The organism is Bordetella genomosp. 12, assembly GCF_002261355.1.
Taxonomy (GTDB): domain Bacteria; phylum Pseudomonadota; class Gammaproteobacteria; order Burkholderiales; family Burkholderiaceae_B; genus Bordetella.
This window is the reverse complement of the sequence record NZ_NEVU01000001.1, coordinates 256,563-273,747: the sequence shown is the minus strand read 5'-3', so window position 1 is coordinate 273,747 and position 17,185 is coordinate 256,563. Positions and strand designations below refer to the sequence as shown.

19 protein-coding genes are annotated in these 17,185 nt (G+C 67.2%); 10 read left to right on the top strand and 9 right to left on the bottom strand.

Features of this window, described 5'->3' with window-relative positions; all coding sequences use genetic code 11:
• Nucleotides 1–2 precede the first annotated feature (2 nt).
• The 4 genes from CAL22_RS21080 to CAL22_RS01330 form a co-directional block, all read right to left on the bottom strand.
• Nucleotides 3–176, bottom strand: coding sequence for a hypothetical protein (locus tag CAL22_RS21080; protein WP_167383528.1), 174 nt, complete (start codon nt 174–176; stop codon nt 3–5).
• The gene (locus CAL22_RS01340) at nt 173–1,750 is read right to left on the bottom strand and encodes an FAD-dependent oxidoreductase (RefSeq protein WP_279628482.1); all 1,578 of its coding nucleotides are present in this window, start codon (nt 1,748–1,750) and stop codon (nt 173–175) included. The genes CAL22_RS21080 and CAL22_RS01340 overlap by 4 nt, the downstream gene beginning before the upstream one ends.
• 101 nt (nt 1,751–1,851) lie before the next feature.
• Complete coding sequence (locus CAL22_RS01335; RefSeq protein ID WP_094809698.1) at nt 1,852–2,343, bottom strand: DUF523 domain-containing protein; 492 nt, start codon at nt 2,341–2,343, stop codon at nt 1,852–1,854.
• A 3-nt stretch (nt 2,344–2,346) separates the two neighbouring features.
• Nucleotides 2,347–2,781 carry a GNAT family N-acetyltransferase gene (locus CAL22_RS01330; protein ID WP_208621843.1) on the bottom strand — a complete coding sequence of 145 codons (435 nt, stop codon included), beginning with the start codon at nt 2,779–2,781 and terminating at the stop codon, nt 2,347–2,349.
• A gap of 179 nt (nt 2,782–2,960) precedes the next feature.
• On the opposite strand from CAL22_RS01330, the gene CAL22_RS01325 reads away from it, so the two are divergent.
• From CAL22_RS01325 to CAL22_RS01290, 8 genes are all read left to right on the top strand, one after another.
• A complete protein-coding gene (locus CAL22_RS01325; protein ID WP_094811026.1) occupies nt 2,961–3,689 on the top strand; it encodes a 2OG-Fe(II) oxygenase in 729 nt (242 codons plus the stop codon).
• A gap of 1 nt (nt 3,690) precedes the next feature.
• A complete protein-coding gene (gene alkB / locus CAL22_RS01320) occupies nt 3,691–4,341 on the top strand; it encodes a DNA oxidative demethylase AlkB (protein ID WP_094809697.1) in 651 nt (216 codons plus the stop codon).
• A 75-nt stretch (nt 4,342–4,416) separates the two neighbouring features.
• Complete coding sequence (ada, locus tag CAL22_RS01315) at nt 4,417–5,481, top strand: bifunctional DNA-binding transcriptional regulator/O6-methylguanine-DNA methyltransferase Ada (protein ID WP_244193791.1); 1,065 nt, start codon at nt 4,417–4,419, stop codon at nt 5,479–5,481.
• A 3-nt stretch (nt 5,482–5,484) separates the two neighbouring features.
• Nucleotides 5,485–6,015, top strand: coding sequence for a 2OG-Fe(II) oxygenase (locus CAL22_RS01310; RefSeq protein WP_094809696.1), 531 nt, complete (start codon nt 5,485–5,487; stop codon nt 6,013–6,015).
• A gap of 101 nt (nt 6,016–6,116) precedes the next feature.
• A complete protein-coding gene (locus CAL22_RS01305; protein WP_208621841.1) occupies nt 6,117–7,259 on the top strand; it encodes a GGDEF domain-containing protein in 1,143 nt (380 codons plus the stop codon).
• A 205-nt stretch (nt 7,260–7,464) separates the two neighbouring features.
• Nucleotides 7,465–8,820 (top strand): acyclic terpene utilization AtuA family protein, encoded by a 1,356-nt coding sequence (locus CAL22_RS01300; RefSeq protein WP_094809695.1) that lies wholly within the window; start codon nt 7,465–7,467, stop codon nt 8,818–8,820.
• Nucleotides 8,821–8,831: 11 nt separating this feature from the next.
• Complete coding sequence (locus CAL22_RS01295; protein WP_094809694.1) at nt 8,832–9,152, top strand: DUF4387 domain-containing protein; 321 nt, start codon at nt 8,832–8,834, stop codon at nt 9,150–9,152.
• Nucleotides 9,153–9,204: 52 nt separating this feature from the next.
• Nucleotides 9,205–10,167, top strand: a complete 963-nt coding sequence (locus tag CAL22_RS01290; protein WP_094809693.1) for a tripartite tricarboxylate transporter substrate-binding protein — start codon at nt 9,205–9,207, stop codon at nt 10,165–10,167.
• Nucleotides 10,168–10,198: 31 nt separating this feature from the next.
• Here the strand turns inward: CAL22_RS01290 and CAL22_RS01285 are convergent, their stop codons facing one another.
• Nucleotides 10,199–11,164, bottom strand: a complete 966-nt coding sequence (locus CAL22_RS01285; RefSeq protein ID WP_094809692.1) for a sigma 54-interacting transcriptional regulator — start codon at nt 11,162–11,164, stop codon at nt 10,199–10,201.
• Nucleotides 11,165–11,287: 123 nt separating this feature from the next.
• Between CAL22_RS01285 and CAL22_RS01280 the strand changes: the two genes are divergently transcribed.
• Nucleotides 11,288–12,529 carry an Hsp70 family protein gene (locus CAL22_RS01280; RefSeq protein WP_094809691.1) on the top strand — a complete coding sequence of 414 codons (1,242 nt, stop codon included), beginning with the start codon at nt 11,288–11,290 and terminating at the stop codon, nt 12,527–12,529.
• A 4-nt stretch (nt 12,530–12,533) separates the two neighbouring features.
• On the opposite strand, the gene panB is transcribed toward CAL22_RS01280, so the two are convergent.
• Entirely contained in the window at nt 12,534–13,400 is an 867-nt protein-coding gene (gene panB, locus CAL22_RS01275; RefSeq protein WP_094809690.1) for a 3-methyl-2-oxobutanoate hydroxymethyltransferase, read from the bottom strand.
• 311 nt (nt 13,401–13,711) lie between these two features.
• Here panB and CAL22_RS01270 point away from each other — a divergent pair, with 311 nt between their 5' ends.
• Nucleotides 13,712–14,818: a porin gene (locus CAL22_RS01270; RefSeq protein WP_094809689.1), complete on the top strand. Its 1,107-nt coding sequence runs from the start codon at nt 13,712–13,714 to the stop codon at nt 14,816–14,818.
• Nucleotides 14,819–14,878: 60 nt separating this feature from the next.
• Here CAL22_RS01270 and CAL22_RS01265 read toward each other — a convergent pair whose 3' ends face one another.
• The 3 genes from CAL22_RS01265 to CAL22_RS01255 are packed head-to-tail and all read right to left on the bottom strand — an operon-like array spanning nt 14,879 to nt 17,184.
• Nucleotides 14,879–15,358, bottom strand: coding sequence for a YaiI/YqxD family protein (locus CAL22_RS01265; protein ID WP_094809688.1), 480 nt, complete (start codon nt 15,356–15,358; stop codon nt 14,879–14,881).
• A gap of 5 nt (nt 15,359–15,363) precedes the next feature.
• A complete protein-coding gene (locus CAL22_RS01260) occupies nt 15,364–15,627 on the bottom strand; it encodes a ribbon-helix-helix protein, CopG family (RefSeq protein WP_094809687.1) in 264 nt (87 codons plus the stop codon).
• 54 nt (nt 15,628–15,681) lie between these two features.
• A complete protein-coding gene (locus CAL22_RS01255) occupies nt 15,682–17,184 on the bottom strand; it encodes a 5-methyltetrahydropteroyltriglutamate--homocysteine methyltransferase (RefSeq protein ID WP_094809686.1) in 1,503 nt (500 codons plus the stop codon).
• Nucleotide 17,185: the final 1 nt, after the last annotated feature.

Below are 17,185 nucleotides of genomic sequence, written 5' to 3'. Positions count from 1 at the left end.
GGCTAAAGCGCTGTCTCGGCCTGCCGGATGAGCTCCAGCGCGGTTCGGGCATCGTCCTGCCGGCCCAGCAGCGCCAGGCAGAGCATGGACAACAAAAGCGGTGCACGCTCCTGCCCCGCGCGCGTCAGGCTGTGCGCCAATTCGGTATAGACCTGATCGAGTTCCTGGTGGGTCATCGCGTTTCGCCTTGAATTCCAAACGACGCCAGCGCCTGGCGCAGGGCTTGCATATCGGGTTGATTCCAGCGCCCCAGCACATAGCCGTCGGGCCGGATCAGGTAGAGCTGCGCATGGCCATACCGCTGGCGCAATTGTCCGGTGTCGCGCAGGGCCGTCTGCGCGCCGATGCGCAACACCTGAACGTGCGGCCCGCCATCGAACGCAGGCATGTCATCCCCCAGCATCAGCACGGTGAATTGCTGACCCAACCATTCGCTCAGATGCCGGCTGCGGCCGTCCTGGCGCAGTTCACATTCCGGCGCCGGCATGCCCGGCGCGGCCTGCCAGCCCGCCTCAGGGGCGCCATCGGGCAGGTTCAACGCGCTATCACGGTAGTACACCGGTTCGGATTGCCGCGGGTTAATGAGCGAGCGCACGCTCGGCTCATGCAGGGCAAGCCGCAGCGTGGCCTGGCGCAACACGTCGAAGCCATAGCTGGGCGGCGCCATGAACTCGGTGCTTTTGGCGCCGTAGGCGATGTTCATGCGCGCGGCGGCCACGCGTTCCTGGCTGTAGCTGTCGAGCAAGGTCTGGGGCGCGCGGCCGGCCACCACGGCGGCCAGCTTCCAGGCCAGATTGGCTGCGTCGTCGAGGCCGGAGTTCAAGCCGCGCACGCCGAAGATGGGCACCAGGTGCGCCGCGTCTCCGGCGAACAGGACTCGGCCATGATGGTAGTTTTCCAGCGTCAGGCATTTCGCGTTGTAGATCGAAATCCACAACGGCTCCCACGGCTCGTTCTCGCCGATCATCTCGAGATGGCTGCGCACACGCGGCAGCACGTTCTCGGGCTTGACGGCTTCGGCGGGGTCTTCATCGTCGCGGATCTGGTAATCAATGCGCCATACGTCATCCGGCTGACGATGCATGAGCAAGGTGGATCCCGGATTGGAGGGCGGATCGAACCAGGCCAGCCTTTCGGTCGCCCGCTGGCTTTTCTGGCGGATATCGACGATCACGTAACGGCCTTCATACTGCATGCCCTGCAAGGACAAGCCGCTGAGCTCGCGCACCGTGCTGCGGCCGCCGTCACAGGCCAGCACCCAATCGGCGCGCAGCTCGCGGCACTGGCCGCCGGTCTGGATCGACACGCAAGCGCCGTGCTCGTCCTGCTGCACACCGGTGACTTTGCTGCTCCACATGACCTGCGCCAGGTCGCTGTGCTGGCGCAAGGCGCGATCGAGATACTCCTCGATATAGAACTGCTGGATGTTGACCATGGGCGCGAACCGCTGCGCGGGCTCATGCGGCATCTCGAAGTGCAAGACTTCGCGATCGCGGTAATAGCTGCGCCCGCCGCTCCAGGCCAGGCCTTTTTCCAGCACCGGCTTGTCCACGCCGGCCCAGGCCAGTATCTCCAGCGACCGGCGTGACATGCAGATCGCGCGGCTGCCTTCGCAATAGGAGGGATCCGCCTCCACGGTGACCGAGGCAATCCCTTGGCGCGCCAGCAATAGCGCCATCATCAGGCCGACCGGCCCGCCACCGGCGATAACAACGGGAACATGATCGCCTTGCGGCATGCTCGTCTCCATCCGTCTATTTGGTTGTTTGCGCAACTATATGCCGTTCTAGTTGCGCTCGCAACTAAATAGGGAATACCCTCGGTGCCCGGGTTGTCATCTCCAAAAAGGGGTCAATCCAGCGCGCGCAGTGCGGCGTCGGCCGCCTCGAGTTCGAGCTCGCTGAATACCCGCAGGCCCGCTTGGGCCAGGCTGGCGGCCGTCACGCCGCTGCCGGCGATGCGCCGGCCCTGGAAGCGGCCGTCGTAGATGAAGGCGCTGCCGCAGGAGGGGCTGCCCTCTTTGAGCACGGCCACGGCGATATCGTGGCCTTGCATCAGCGCCAGCGCCAGGCGGGCCCCTGCCAGAAAGGCGGGGCTGACATCGCTGCCGTCCCGGGTGCGCACGCGGGCCACGCCTTGCCAGACGGCCAGGCCATCTGCGCCCGGTTCGATCTCGGCGGCCGCGCGCGGGATGGGCAGGCCGCCTGCCACCTCGGGGCACAGCGCCACGATGCGGCCTTCGGCCGCCCACCGCGCCAGAATGGGGCCGTCGGGCGCGGCGTGGCGCCCGTCGTAACGGACGGGTTGCCCCAGCAGACAGGCGCTGACGAGCACGCGTTTCATGGCTTAGCCCTGGTGCCGATAGACCCGCGTGTCGCGCACGGCGAAACCGGCTTTCTCGTACAGACCATGCGCCGCGGCCCGGCCGGGATGAGAGGTCAGGTCCAGCGTGCGCGCGCCCAGCTCGCGGCTGCGCGCCACCGCCGCCCGCACCAGGGCTTGGCCCACGCCCAGCCCGCGGGCCTGGCCATCGACCACCACATCCTCGATCCAGGCCCGCATGCCGGTGGGAATGCGAAAGTGCACCAGGGTCAGGGTGCCGACAATGCGGCCCGCCGCCCGCGCGACGAAAACATCGTTGCCCGGGGCCGCGACGATCTGCGCGAGCGTGGCGGACGACAAGGCCGCCGCGCTGGCCGACAATTGGGGCAGCAGCCGGGCGAAGGCCTCGACAAGCTCGGGGTCGGCGGTCTGCGCGATAGTGACGGACACGGCGCTCATCAGGATTCTCGATGCGGGGACAATGCTGTTATTTTCCTCCAACTGAAAAATGCCCGCCTGCCGGCGCTTGCGGCAAGGCCGCATCCGTCCCCCGCGCCCGATTCGAGCGCAAGAAAGCGGATGCGCCGCGGCCGCCGCTGCGTCAGACTGCCCGGCACACCCTGCACCTCCTGCCTGCCGTGACCGCTGATTACGCCCGCCGCATCGAACAACGCCTGGACACCCAAGACTGGCACGCCCTGCGCCTGTCGCTGGACGCGGCGGGGCGGGCCGTGCTGCCCGCATTGCTGCGGCCGGCCGAGTGCCGGCAGCTGGCGCAGGCCTATGACGACGACACCGGCCGCTACCGCAGCCGCATCGTCATGGCCCGCCACGGCTTTGGCCGGGGCGAGTACCGGTACTTTGCGTATCCGCTGCCCCCGGCCCTGGCCCTGTGGCGCACGGCGCTCTACGCCCGCCTGGCGCCCATTGCGCGGACCTGGGGCCAGCGGCTGGGCTTGATGGCCGACTACCCGGATCACCACGCCGACTACCTGGCCCGCTGTCATCTGGCCGGCCAGACGCGCCCCACGCCGCTGATCCTGCGCTACCGTAAGGGCGACTACAACTGCCTGCACCAGGACGTGTATGGCGAGCAGGTCTTTCCCCTGCAATGCGCCGTGCTGCTGTCCGCCCCGGGCCAGGATTTCACGGGAGGAGAATTCGTCATGACTGAACAGCGCGCCGGCCAGCCCGCGCAAGCCGAGGTATTGCCGCTGCAGCAGGGAGATGCCCTGATCTTCGCCGTCCATCACCGGCCGGCCGCCGGCCCACGAGGCTGGCATCGGCGCACCCTGCGCCACGGCGTGGCGGCGGTGCGCGCGGGCGAGCGCCACACCCTGGGCATCATCTTTCACGACGCCGCCTGACATGCAGGCCGATCTGTTCGCCGACGACCACCGCATCGCCCTGGGGCCGCATGCCTGTGTCCTGCGCGGGCTGGCGCTGCCCTGGGCCGAGGCCATCCTGCAGGCGCTGGCCGACATCGAGGCCGGCGCGCCGCCGCGGCAGATGATCACGCCGGGCGGCTTCACCATGTCGGCGGCCATCACCAATTGCGGCGCGCTGGGGTGGACCACAGACCGGCAGGGCTATCGCTATCGACCTGATGATCCGCAGAACGGGCAGGCCTGGCCGCCGCTGCCCGCGCTGTTTTCGCGCCTGGCGGCTGACGCCGCCGCGCGGGCGGGTTTCGACGGATTCCGCCCCGATGCCTGCCTCATCAACCACTATGCGCCGGGCGCACGCATGAGCTTGCACCAGGACAGCAACGAACAGGATTTCACGGCCCCCATCGTGTCGGTATCGCTGGGCTTGCCGGCGGTATTTCTGTTTGGCGGCCTGCGGCGCGACGACCGCACGGCCCGCGTGCTGTTGCAGCACGGCGACATCGCCGTCTGGGGCGGCGCGGACCGCCTGCGCTTTCACGGGGTGCTGCCGCTGGCCGATGGACGGCATCCCCTGGTGGGACGCCAACGCATCAACCTGACCCTGCGCCAGGCCGGCCACCAGGTAAAGTGAAGCGCCAGGGCGTCCGAATTCGACCGCAAGCAGCGGAGTGCGCCCGATCCGGCGCCGGCCTACAGTGGCCCCATGATGATTCTTCCCGAGCCCGCCATGAACAAGCGCCTGACCATCACCGATCCCCGCTGGGCCGCCGTGATCGCGCGCGACCCGCATGCCGACTTTGTCTACGGCGTCAAAACCACCGGTATCTACCATCATCCCGGCCACCCGGCACGCCTGCCGCGGCCGGAAAATGTCGAGTTCTTCGCCTGCGCCAGGCTGGCCGAGGCCGCCGGCTACCGGCCCAGCCTGACCCAGGCCAGGGCCAGCCAGGCCCATGCTGCCTGGGTGGCCCTGGCCTGCCGCCGCCTGGAAACCCCCGACACGCTGCCCTCCTTGCGCGAACTGGCCGCGGAACTCGGGGTGAGCAGCTACCATTTTCATCGCGTGTTCAAGGCCGCCACCGGCCTGACTCCGCGCGCCTACGCCCAGGCGCATCGCGCGCAGCGGGTGCGCCAGGAACTGGCCAGCGGCGAACGCGTCACCGCTGCCCTCTACGCCGCCGGATTCAACTCCAACAGCCGCTTTTACGCCAGCGCCGATAACATGCTGGGCATGACACCGAGTGCTTATCGCGAGGGCGGGGCCAACGCGCGGCTCTATTTCGCCATCGGCCAATGCTCTCTGGGCGCCATTCTGGTGGCGCAAAGCGAGCGCGGCGTCTGCGCCATCCTGCTGGGCGATGACCCCGAGCCTTTGCTGCAGTCCTTGCAGGATCGTTTCCCGAAGGCCGAGCTGATCGGCGGCGACCCCGGTTACGAAAGCCTGATGGCCACCGTGGTGGGCATGGTGGAGCGCCCCGGCGCCGCCGTGGACCTGCCGCTGGACGTGCGCGGCACGGCCTTCCAGGAACGGGTCTGGCATGCCTTGACCCAGATCGCCCCAGGGCAGACGGCCTCATACAGCGAAATCGCGCGCCGTATCGGCCAGCCCAAGGCCGTACGCGCCGTGGCCCAGGCCTGCGCGGCCAACGCCCTGGCGGTGGCCATTCCTTGCCACCGCGTGGTGCGCAACGACGGCGCGCTGTCGGGCTACCGCTGGGGCGTGGCGCGCAAGCGCGAGCTGCTGCGCCGCGAACGCGCGCAGGCCGCCTGAACCATGCCGCAATGGGATGAGCCGCTGGACGAGCAGGGGTGGGTGCTGCTGGACCGCCCGCTGGACGGCCAGGCCCTGCTGGGCCTGCGCGCCGGGCAGGTCCCGCGCTGGGCCGCCACGCTGCGTGATCAGCTCGAACCGATCGCGCACCGCTGGCTCAGTCATCTTGGGCCGGCCGGCGGCGCCGCCCGCGCCGCGCAAGCCGTTGTGCAAGCGCACAGGCTCACGGCCGGGCAGGCCTTGCCGCTGAGCACCCACCATGCGCCGGACCGCTTCCCCCTGCAATTGCTGATCCTGCTGGACGCGCCTGGGCGGGACTTCACCGGCGGGCAGACGATCGCGGTCGAACAGCGCCCCCGCATGCAGTCACGCCCGGCGGTGCTGCCGCTCGAGCAGGGCAGCGTCGCCATCTGCGCCACCGGCCCGCGGCCCGTCCAGGGGCGCCAGGGCCACTACACCACCGTATTGCGTCTGGGCGCGGGCCCGGTGCTGCAGGGCGAGCGCCAATGCTGCCTGCTGGGCTGGCAGCTCTAAACCACAAATTTCGCGCTCACGCCCGCTCTTCACCCCGAATGGTCTTGCGACGGTCATCACGGCAGGCTATACCACTAGCTCGCCAGTCACGAATACCGAGCATGCTTCCAACCCGCAGCATCTATTCCGCCCCCACCTGGCGCCTGACCAAGTGGCTCGCCGATCCCGGACGCAACGTTCCGCCGGAAATTCGTGGCGCCATGATCGGCGGTCTGTTCGGCACCCTGCCGATTTTCATCGGCGGCGTTCTCAATAGTGTCCTGATTGCCGCCGTGCTGGCCTGGCGGGTGGACACGCCGATTTTCTACGGCTGGATCGCGCTGGAGGTTTTCATCTGCGTCACGCGCGGCATCGTGCTGGTGTCGGCGCGCCGCAACGTGCGCCGAGGCGGCTCAACACACACCGATATCTATTTGCTGTTGGCGGTGGCCTGGGCCGCCAGCGTGGGCTATGGCGTGACCATCAGCGCGCTCAGCGGCGACTGGATCGCCATTACGATGACCTGCCTGTCGGCCGCCGCCATGGTCGGCGGCATTTGCTTTCGCAATTTCGGCGCGCCGCGCCTGACCGCCGTGATGGTCGTGCTGGCCCTGGGGCCGTGCATCACGGTGCCGATCTTCAACTCTGCCTGGCAGCTCTGGCTGTTCGCCTGGCAGTTGCCGATGTATATCGCCAGCATGACCGTGGCGGCCTACAAGCTTAACGCGATGCTCGTGACCACCATGCGGGCCGAGCGCGAGAACGAAGAGCGCGCGCGGCGCGACTTCCTGACGGGCGTGCTCAACCGGCTGGGCCTGAGCCTGGCGCTCGAAGAAGCCACCGCCCTGGTGCGCGAGCGGCACCAGCAATACGCCTTGCTCTACCTGGACCTGGATGGCTTCAAGGCGGTCAACGACACCCTCGGCCATGCCAGCGGCGACCGCTTGCTGCGCGAGGTGGCGCAACGCTTGTGCATGCTCGCCCCGGGCGGCACGGCCATTGCGCGCATCGGCGGCGACGAGTTCGTCTTGCTGCTGCGCATCGACCGCCACTTCGAACCGGGCGACATCGGCGCGCGGCTCATCACCGAGGTCAGCAAGCCCTACGATATCGGCGAAAGCAGCATGGTGACCATCTCCAGCAGCCTGGGCATCGCGCTCATCCCCGAGCATGGCCAGGAGATGCCCGACATCCTCAAGGCCGCCGACCGCGCGCTCTATCAGGCCAAAAGCAGCGGCAAGGGCCGCTGGGCCATCGCCGCCTGACGCCTTGGCCGCCAGGCGCGGCCTGCCCGGTGCGCGGTATTCACGCAGGCTGCGCGCCTTTCACGCAAAACCCCAGCACCCCCGGCCATGGGTTTTTCACAACCCTCTGTTTTTTCTGACGATTTTCAAAACATCGAGACTGGCACGGCGTTTGCAATAAACCAGGCATCCGGCCCTGCGTGGCCGCTCTCGACCGAGTCAGAAGATGCGCTCTCTAAAAATCATTTGTCCCAACGGGCACCTGGGCTTCGCCCCCCTGCGTACCGAGAGTTTTCAGGCGGGCGTGCGCGCCCAGCCTGACTACATCGCCGCCGATTCCGGCAGCGACGACGTCGGCCCGGTGCCCCTGGGTTCAGACACCTCGACCAGCCCCGAAGCCTGGCAACGCCATGATCTGGAGCAGATGCTGCTGGCCGCGCGCGCCCAGCAAGTGCCCCTGATCATCGGCTCGGCCGGCGACACCGGCTCCAACAGCCGGGTGGACCGCTTTGTCCGCATCATCCGCGAGCTGGCACAGGAACATGGCCTGGCTCCTTTCAAGATCGGTTATTTCTACTCCGAAGTCGACCCCGAATTCGTGCGGCGCAAGCTCCGCGCCGGCGTGACCGTCGCGGGCCTGGACGGCTATGCCGACCTGACCGAGGCCGAACTGGATGCGACCCAACGCATCGTCGCCGTGGCCGGCACCCAGCCCTACCTGAAGCTGCTGCAGGCCGGCGCCGACGTCATCATCGGCGGGCGCAGCTCGGATGCGGCCCTCTTCGCGGCGGCCGCATTGCATCACGGATTTCCTGCCGACCAGGCCTACTACCTGGGCAAGGTGCTCGAATGCGCCTCGTTCTGCGCCGAGCCCTATGGCGGCAAGGAAACGGTGATGGGCGAAATCAGCCATGAGGACGTCCGGGTCACGGCCATGCATCCCGATCAACGATGCACCATCGCCTCGGTCGCGGGCCACGCCATGTATGAGCGCTCCAATCCTTATGAAGAGTTCTTCGCCGGCGGCAAACTGGACATGCGCGAATGCCACTACGAACAACTCGATGAGCGCACCACCCGCATCACCGGCTCACGCTTCATCCCCTCCGAGCACCTGTCCGTCAAGCTGGAAGGCTCGGGCAAAGTGGGGGAGCGCTACATCGGCCTGTGCGGCGTGCGCGACCCCTACACCATCGCCAATATCGATCGCGTCATCGCCTGGGCGCGCGACAAGGTGCGCGAGCGCTTTGGCGACAGCGGCTATGAGCTGCATTACAAGGTCTATGGCCGCGACGGGGTGATGGGCGAGCTGGAGCCGCTGCGCGACCGCCCCGCGCACGAGCTGTGCATCATGGTCCAAGGGGTGGCGCCCACGGCCGAGATGGCCGAGGAGTTGACGCTCACGGGCCTGCGCCAGATGTTCTATGCCCGCCTGCCCGACGTCAAAGGCACGGCCGGCTCGGTGTCCTTTCCGCTCGATGAGGTCGTGCGCGCCAGCGCTGCCTACCGCTGGACACTGAATCACACCATTCCGGTGGAAGACATCTTCGAATTGATCCAAACCCACCTCATCCAGGCCTGAGAAGACCCGCCATGTCCCTGCAGAAACTGAGCGAACTCGCCAAGACCATACGCAGCAAGAATGCTGGCGTGAACAAGATCACCTTCGACATCATCTTCCGCGACCGCGACACTTACGAATCCGTCAAGCGCTCGGGCGCCCTCACGCGGCAAAGCGTGGCCACCCTGTATCGCATCCCGGAGACACGCATCTCTGACTTTGTGGCTTACGATCCCGGCCTGGCGATCAAGTTCACCCTCTATCGCCTCACGCCCAGCGGCTCGGCCGGCGATGGCGACATCTTCGGCGCCCAGCAGTACGCGCCGCTTCTGGATCTGCCTGTGCAACGCTAAACCACAAACAGGGCCCGCCCGATGGCGGGCCTGCCACATCATGGGGAAAACAATGAAGCACATTCTTCAGGCGGTGGCGCTGTGCGCACTGACCGCCGGCGCACAGGCCCAGCAAGCTCCGGCATCCGTGCCCAAGCAGATCAAAATCGTCGTGCCCTTTAGCGCCGGCGCCAGCAATGACGCCATCGCGCGTGCCATCGCCCCGCAATTGGCCGAACAGTTAAAGACCATCGTCATCGTCGAGAACCGGGTGGGCGCGGCCGGCGTCATCGGCTCGGATTATGTGGCCAAATCGGCCAAGGATGGCGCGACGCTCCTGTTGACCTCCTCCACGTTTCTCACCTCGGCCGCCACCCAGCCGCGCATGCCCTATGACCCGGTCAAGAGCTTCGCGCCGGTGGCCATGGTGGGCGAGGGCCCGCTGGTCATCGGCGTGACCGGCACCAAACCCTACACACGCCTGAGCCAGGTTCTGGACGCCGCCCGCCCCAGTCCCGATGTGCTCAACTACGGCACGGCCGGCATCGGATCGCTGGCCCATCTGGCCACGGTGATGATGGATGACGCCGCCCACGTCTCCATGACCCATGTGCCCTACAAGGGCGCGGCCAATGCCGCCTCCGACATGGCCGGCGGACAGATAGACATCATGCTGGCCAACTACAGCTCGCTGGCGCCGCTGGTTCAGGCCGGCAAGATCAAGCTGGTGGCGACCACGGCGCGCCAGGCGCATCCGGCATTCCCCAAGCTCGAACCGGCCGCCGCCTTGCTGCCGGGCTACAGCGTGGACATCTGGGTCGGCGTCTTCGCGCCGGCGGGCACGCCGCCAGCGCTGATCGAACGCTACAACCAGGCGATCAACCAGGTGGCCAAGGCGCCCGAAACCACCGCATTGCTCGACATGGACGGCACGGTGCCGGCCGCCATCAGCAGCGCCGACTTCGGCGCGCGCGTGGCCCGCGACTATGCGCTGTGGCGTGATGTCGCGCTCAGCCACCACATCAGCGTCGAATGAAGCTTGCGCGCCGGGCCTGCCGGCCCGGCCGTCAGGCCGGTGTTTTTTCCAACGCCAGCCGGGCCATCTGGTGCCGCAGGGCATGGCGAGTCAAGCCCAAGGACTGCGCGGCCGCGGCCACGCTGCCGCCCGCCGCCGCCAAGGCCGCCTCGATCATGCGGCGCTGAAACTGCGCGGTGCGCACGGCATAACCGCCCGTTTGCGGCGCCGCGGTGGCCTCGCGCACAATGCGCGCCGGCAGGTGGCCCATGCCGATGGTGTCGCCGCTTTCCAGGATGCAGATGCGTTCAAGCAGGTTGCCCAACTCCCGCACATTGCCCGGCCAGCCATAGCGCCGGAAAATATCCTGCACGTCGGTGTCGATGTGGCGAAAGCCGCTGGCGTGCAGCGCGTTGTAGCGCGCCAGGAAACGATCGGCCAGCACGAAGACATCGTCGCCGCGTTCGCGCAGCGGCGGCAGGTTGATCGATACGACCTGCAGACGATAGTAGAGATCATCGCGAAACCTGCCCTCGGCCACCTCACCCAACAGGATCTTGTTGGTCGCCGCGATAAAGCGCACGTCGGTGCTCAGCTCGTGCACCGCGCCGATGCGGCGAAAGCGCCGGCTGTCGAGCAAGGTGAGGATCTTGGCCTGCATCATGGGCTCGAGCTCGCGCACCTCGTCGAGAAACACGCTGCCGCCATGCGCGATTTCCAGCAGGCCCTCCTTGCGCGCGACCGCCCCCGTGAAGGCGCCGCGCTCATGGCCGAACAGCTCCGACTCCAGCAGGTTGCCCGGAATGGCCGCGCAGTTGATCTCGGTAAAGCCCTTGTCGGCGCGCGCCGAATGCTCGTGCAGCGCGCGGGCGACCAGCCCTTTGCCGGTGCCGGTTTCGCCGTAAATCAGCACGGAGCTGGCGCGGCTGCGCGCCACGCGCAAGACCAGGTCGCGCAAGGCCACAATGGAGGGATGATCGCCGACGATGGCGTCGGCCAGGGCGGGCGGCGGTGTCATTGATGCAATATAGGGACGCGATACTGTCGCGATTATGCGACCGTCCGCGCCCGGGCTCCATTCCGGCATACCCTAGGCCAGGTCGGCCTGGGCTACACTAGCCCGCTTTTTTCCTGGTTTGCCATGACTGCCTGCGGAATCGATTTCGGCACCTCCAACTCCACCGTCGGATGGATGCGCCCCGGACAGCACGCCCTGCTCGCGCTGGAAGACGGCAAAGCCACCTTGCCCTCGGCCATCTTCTTTCACGATGAGGATGATGAGGTCAGCTATGGCCGTGCCGCGATCGCCGACTATGTGGCCGGCTACGATGGCCGCCTGATGCGCTCCATGAAGAGCCTGCTGGGCAGCTCCCTCATGGAAGGCCATACCGAGGTGGCCGGCCGCGCCGTGCCCTTCAAGGTTTTGCTCACGCGCTTTATCGCTGAACTGAAGGCCCGCGCCGAACGCACGGCCGGCCGCAGCTTTGAAGCCGCCGTGCTCGGCCGCCCGGTCTTTTTCGTCGACGACGATCCCAAGGCGGACCAGCTCGCCCAGGACACCCTGGCGGAGATCGCCCGCGCGGTGGGTCTGCGCGATATCGCGTTTCAGTATGAGCCCCTGGCCGCCGCCTTCGACTACGAGTCGCAGATTTCGCGCGAGGAACTGGTGCTGGTCATCGATATCGGCGGGGGCACCTCCGACTTCTCGCTCATCCGCCTGGGACCCGACCGCGCCGGGCGCGCCGACCGGCGCGACGACATCCTGTCGCATGGCGGGGTCCATATTGGCGGCACCGACTTCGACAAGCAGTTGAGCCTGGCGCATGTCATGCCCTTGTTCGGGCTGGGCGGACAACTGAAAACCGGCAAGGATGTCCCCTCGACGCAATACGCCAACCTGGCATGCTGGCATACGATCAATCAGGCCTATACCCGCAAGGCTGCCGAAACCTTTGCCTTCATCCAGGCCCAGGCGGTCGATCGCGCCAAGATCGACCACCTGATGACGCTGATCAAGAATCGCGAGGGGCATTGGGTCGCCATCCAGGTCGAGGAGGCCAAGATCGCCCTGTCCGAAGCGTCGGCCACGCACATCGACCTGGCGCGCATTGCGCCGGGCCTGGCCGCCGACATCGACCGGCCCGCCTTCGACGTCTCGATGAACGGCCTGATCGACCGTGTCGAGACCACCGTCGCCCGTCTGCTGGCCGACGCCGGGGTAACCACGGTGGACACCCTGTTTTTCACGGGCGGCTCGAGCCGCGTGCCCTGTCTGCGCGAGCGCGTCTCGGCGCTGGTGCCGCAGGCTCGCAGCGTCGAAGGCGATCTGTTCGGCAGCATCGGCGCCGGGCTGGCGCTGGATGCCCGGCGCCAATTCGGCTGACCGGTTACCAGGCGTGCAGGGCGTCGTCCGGGAAGCTGCCCTGCCGCACGGCCTGGGCATAGGCCGCGAAGGCCTCGCGCACCCCGCCGCTGCCGGCCAGGAAGTTCTTCACGAAGCGCGGCGTTTTGCCCAGGCTGGCGCCCAGCATGTCATGCATCACCAGCACCTGGCCGGCCGTGCCGCGGCCGGCGCCGATGCCGATGGTGTGGCAGGCCGGCAAGGCCTGGGTAATGCGCGACGACAGCGCGGCCGGCACCATTTCGAGCACCAGCAGCGTCGCGCCCGCATCGGCCAACTCACGCGCGTGGCGCTCCAGTAGCGCGGCGCCCGCGTCGTCGCGGCCCTGGACGCGGTAGCCGCTCAATGCGTGCACCGTCTGCGGCGTCAGCCCCAGATGCGCGCATACCGGCACCCCGCGCTCGACCAGAAAACGCACCAGCGGCGCCGTCCAGCCGCCGCCTTCCAGTTTGACCATGTGCGCGCCGGCCTGCATCAGGCGTACGGCATTGCGCATGGCTTCATCCTGCCCGCCGTGATAACTGCCGAAGGGCAGATCCGACAAGAGCAGGGAGGCCGCATCCGCCGCCGCCAGGCCACGCGCCACGCCTTGCGTGTGATAGACCATGTCGTCCATCGTGACCGGCACCGTGCTGTCGCCCCCCTGGCAGACCATGCCCAGCGAATCGCCGACGAGCACCACGTCCACCCCGGCCTGCCCCGCCAGCCCCGCGAATACGGCGTCGTAGGCCGTCAGCATGACGATTTTTTCACCGGCCTCGCGCATCTCCTGCAGACGCCGTGGCGTGACTTTGCGGACTGGGCTCGCGCCGCCGTAGGGCGCGGGGGAATGCTGGGGGGCGCTGCTGGCCATAACCTCTCCTTGATGGGAGGGCCAAGGCTACACCAGTGCGGGCCGGATGCGCCGCCGCTGCCCCGATAACGCGCAACGCGGAGCGAGCACCGCCGCCGGCCAGGGTGCGCCGCCCGCACAAACGGGGTCGAGACGATTCTTTACTTTAGCAACCTAATGTTTCTAAATAGATGCATATTGAGCACAATTGACCGAAATAGCTTCGTTTTGGCCTACACTCGGCACAAGGGAACCGCGTCATCCGCAGTTCCCTTCTTTTTTGCGCCGGACAAAGCGGCGCATGTCTCAACCCCTGCACGGAGATTTCTCGGATGAAAAAGACGTTGCTCGCAACGGCGCTGGGCCTGTCACTGGCCGGCATTGCACAGGCAGACACGTCAGTCACTCTCTACGGTGTCATCGACACCGGCATTGGCTACAACAAGATCAAGGGCCCGGGCTTCGACGGCAGCCGCGCCGGCATGATCAACGGCATCCAGGAAGGCTCGCGCTGGGGTTTGCGCGGCACCGAGGATCTGGGAGACGGACTGCGCGCGACCTTCAAGCTCGAAAGCGGCTTTGACTCCGGCAACGGCAGCCGCGCCCAGGACGACCGCATGTTCGGGCGCCAGGCCACCATCGGGCTGGCCAGCAACGCCTGGGGCTCGCTGGAATTCGGCCGCCAGGCGACGGTCGGCTCCAATTACCTGGCCGACATCGACCCCTTCTACACCAGCTACACCCAAGCGAACATCGGCGCCGGTTTCAGCGCCGCCAACACCATGCGCTGGGACAACATGGTGATGTACAAGACCCCGTCGTTCAACGGCTTTGAACTCGGCGTGGGGTATTCCTTCAACGTCGACAGCAACAACGACGATCAATCGGGCTTCCGCACCGCCGACAATACGCGCGGCATCACCGCCGGCCTGCGCTACCTGCAAGGCCCCCTGAACGTCACGCTGACCTACGACCAGCTCAACGGCGCCAGCCGCTCCTCCATCGACAACGGCGCCACGCCGCGCCAGTACGCCGTGGGCGTGACCTACGACTTCGAAGTCGTCAAGCTGGCCGCCGCTTACGGCCGCACCACCGACGGTTGGTTCGTCGGCCAGGATCTGCCCAGCGGCACGCCCTACAGCAATGAGTTCGGCAGCTACCGTTTCGAAGACGGCTTCAAGGCCAACTCGTACATGGTCGGCGCCACGATGCCGGTCGGCGGGGCAGGCAGCCTGTTCGGCTCCTGGCAAATGGTCGATCCGTCCAACGACCGCCTGACCGGCGGCGACGAGAAGATGAATGTCTTCAGCCTGGGCTATACCTATGATCTGTCCAAGCGCACGGATCTGTATGCCTATGCCTCGTACGCGAAGAACTATGCCTTCGTCGACGATCTGAAGAGCACGGCCGTGGGCGTAGGCCTGCGCCACAGCTTCTGATCCTGTAGCAGGCAACACGAGCGCAAGCCGCAAGGCCTGCGCTCACCACAAACCCTCCGGTCACACGGAGGGTTTGTTATTTGCGCTGCCGGAGCGCGCGTGCCGCGCCAGCAGCGCGTCCAGTTGATTGACGAACGCCTTGCGGTCGGCCTGGCTGAACGCGGCCGGCCCTCCGGTTTCCACGCCTGCCGAGCGCAGCTCTTCCATCATGTCGCGCATGGTCAGGCGCTCGCGGATGGTTTCCGGCGAGTAGCGCTCCCCCCGCGGGTTGATCGCCATGACCCCTTTGGCCAGCACATCGGCAGCCAGCGGGATATCGGCGGTGATGACCAGGTCGCCGGCCACGGCATGCTGCGTGATATGCGCATCGGCCACATCGAACCCGCGCGGGACCTGCACGGCGCGGATCCAGGGCGACGGCGGCGTGCGCAGCATCTGGTTGGCCACCAGCGTCATCGGCAGCTGCCAGCGCGTGGCGGCCCGATAAAGAATGTCTTTGATGACCACCGGGCAGGCATCGGCATCGACCCAGATCTGCATGCGGATCAGGCGTCCAGGGCTTGTTGCAGCAGCTCGGCGACCAGCTCGTTGGTCGACACGCCACGCTCCTGAGCCAGAGCGCGCACGCGCTCGGCCTGCGCCTGCGGCAGCTTGAGCGCAAAGGGCACCAGGCCGGCGGCCTGGTCGCGCTTGCGCTGCTCACGCCGATCCGGCAGGGGGTCGGCGCCGAAGCGGCCGGGCGTGCCGGCCTGGCGCAACTGGCCTGCCAGCTTCAAAGCCTTGTTCTTTTCGAGGTCGTACTTTTTCATGGTGATTCCTGTGCGAGGTGCGCCATCATAGCCTTGCGCGCCTTCCGCCACCCTTTACCGCTTAAAGCGGCTGGCGGCGCGGGCGATCACCGCCAGCTTCTGCTGGGCGATACCCGCCGAACAGATGGGGTTATCGGCAAAGGTCGCGAACCCGCAATCGGGATGCAGCAGCAAGCGGTCGCGCCCAAACAGCTGGATGCCGCGTTCGATGCGCGAAGCGACCTCCGCCTCGGCTTCGATGGCCGGGTCTTTCTGATTCACGACCCCGATGCCGATGCGGGCGTGATCCGGCAGGGCCCCGAGCATGGCCACGTCGCCGGCGCGCGGCGTGCACATCTCCAGCAGATAGGCGCCGACCCGCACCTGTGCCAGCGTAGGCAGCAGCGGCGCATAATCGCCCGACAGCGCCACGCTTTCATCGGGCGTCCAGTTCCCCCGGCAGACATGCAAGGCCGTGCGCTCCTGCGGCATGCCGTCCAGCACCGCATTGAGCAGATCGCGGGCAAACGCCAGCTCATCGGCCGGCGCCAGCGATTCGGACAGCGCGCCGCACATGAAGCTGCGCTTGTTCTTCGCGCCGGCAAACACCACCTCGGAGAGCACCGGCTCGTCCAACTGCACCAATGTCGCACCGGCATCCAAGGCCTCGGCCAGTTCTTCGCGCAACACCCGCACGATATCGGCCGCCAGCGCCTCACGGTTGTCATAAGCCCGGTCGGAGATGCACTCCATCCACATGGTGCGCGTCAGTAAATAGGGGCCGGGCAAGGCGACTTTCACCGGTTTGTCCGTGATCGAGCGCGCGAAATCGACTTCATGCGCGACCAATGGCCGTGACCGGGCCAGCCGGCCAAACACGGCGGGATGCCGCACGTCGCCGGCCGGAATATCCAGCGCGCGCAGCTCGGCGGCAAACGCCTCGGGGTCGTCCACCAGGGGCAGCAGATCGGTCAGGGGGATGAGCTGGCAGTTATCCAGCCGCGAGGCCACAAAGCTGGCGTAGCTGTCGCGGCGCTGCTCGCCATCGGTGACCATATCCACGCCCGCCTTCTCCTGGGCGGCGATGGCCAGGCGCACGGCGTCGTCCGCAGTCTCTTGAAACGCCGCCTCCGCCAGCCGCCCCTGCACGTGGGCGTGCATGGCATCGATCATCCAGCGCGGGCGCGGCCAACTGCCCATGCCCGTGACCGCCAGCGGCGGCAGGGCGGCAACGGGCCTGCGCTGGCGCTCGGCCTGCCGTGCCGGCGCGCCCTCGACGCGCGCGTCCACCGGCGCCTGACCCGGCGCTTGCCGTTCGGCCAGCGCACCCTTGCAGACCAGAAAACTGCGCTGCGCGCCGTGACAGGTCCAGGACAACAACTCATTGCCCGTCAGGCGGCACCAGGCGGGCAGATCCTCATCGACCGAAATCTCGCGCGACTGGATTTCCAGCAAGCCGCCGCGCGGCAGGGGATCGATGTGTTTGCGGATCAACAGCAACAACCCGTTGCCGCAATCCAGATCCCCGCCGTCGAAACTGACATCGGGGCTGTGTTCATGCCGGGATACGGCTTGCATG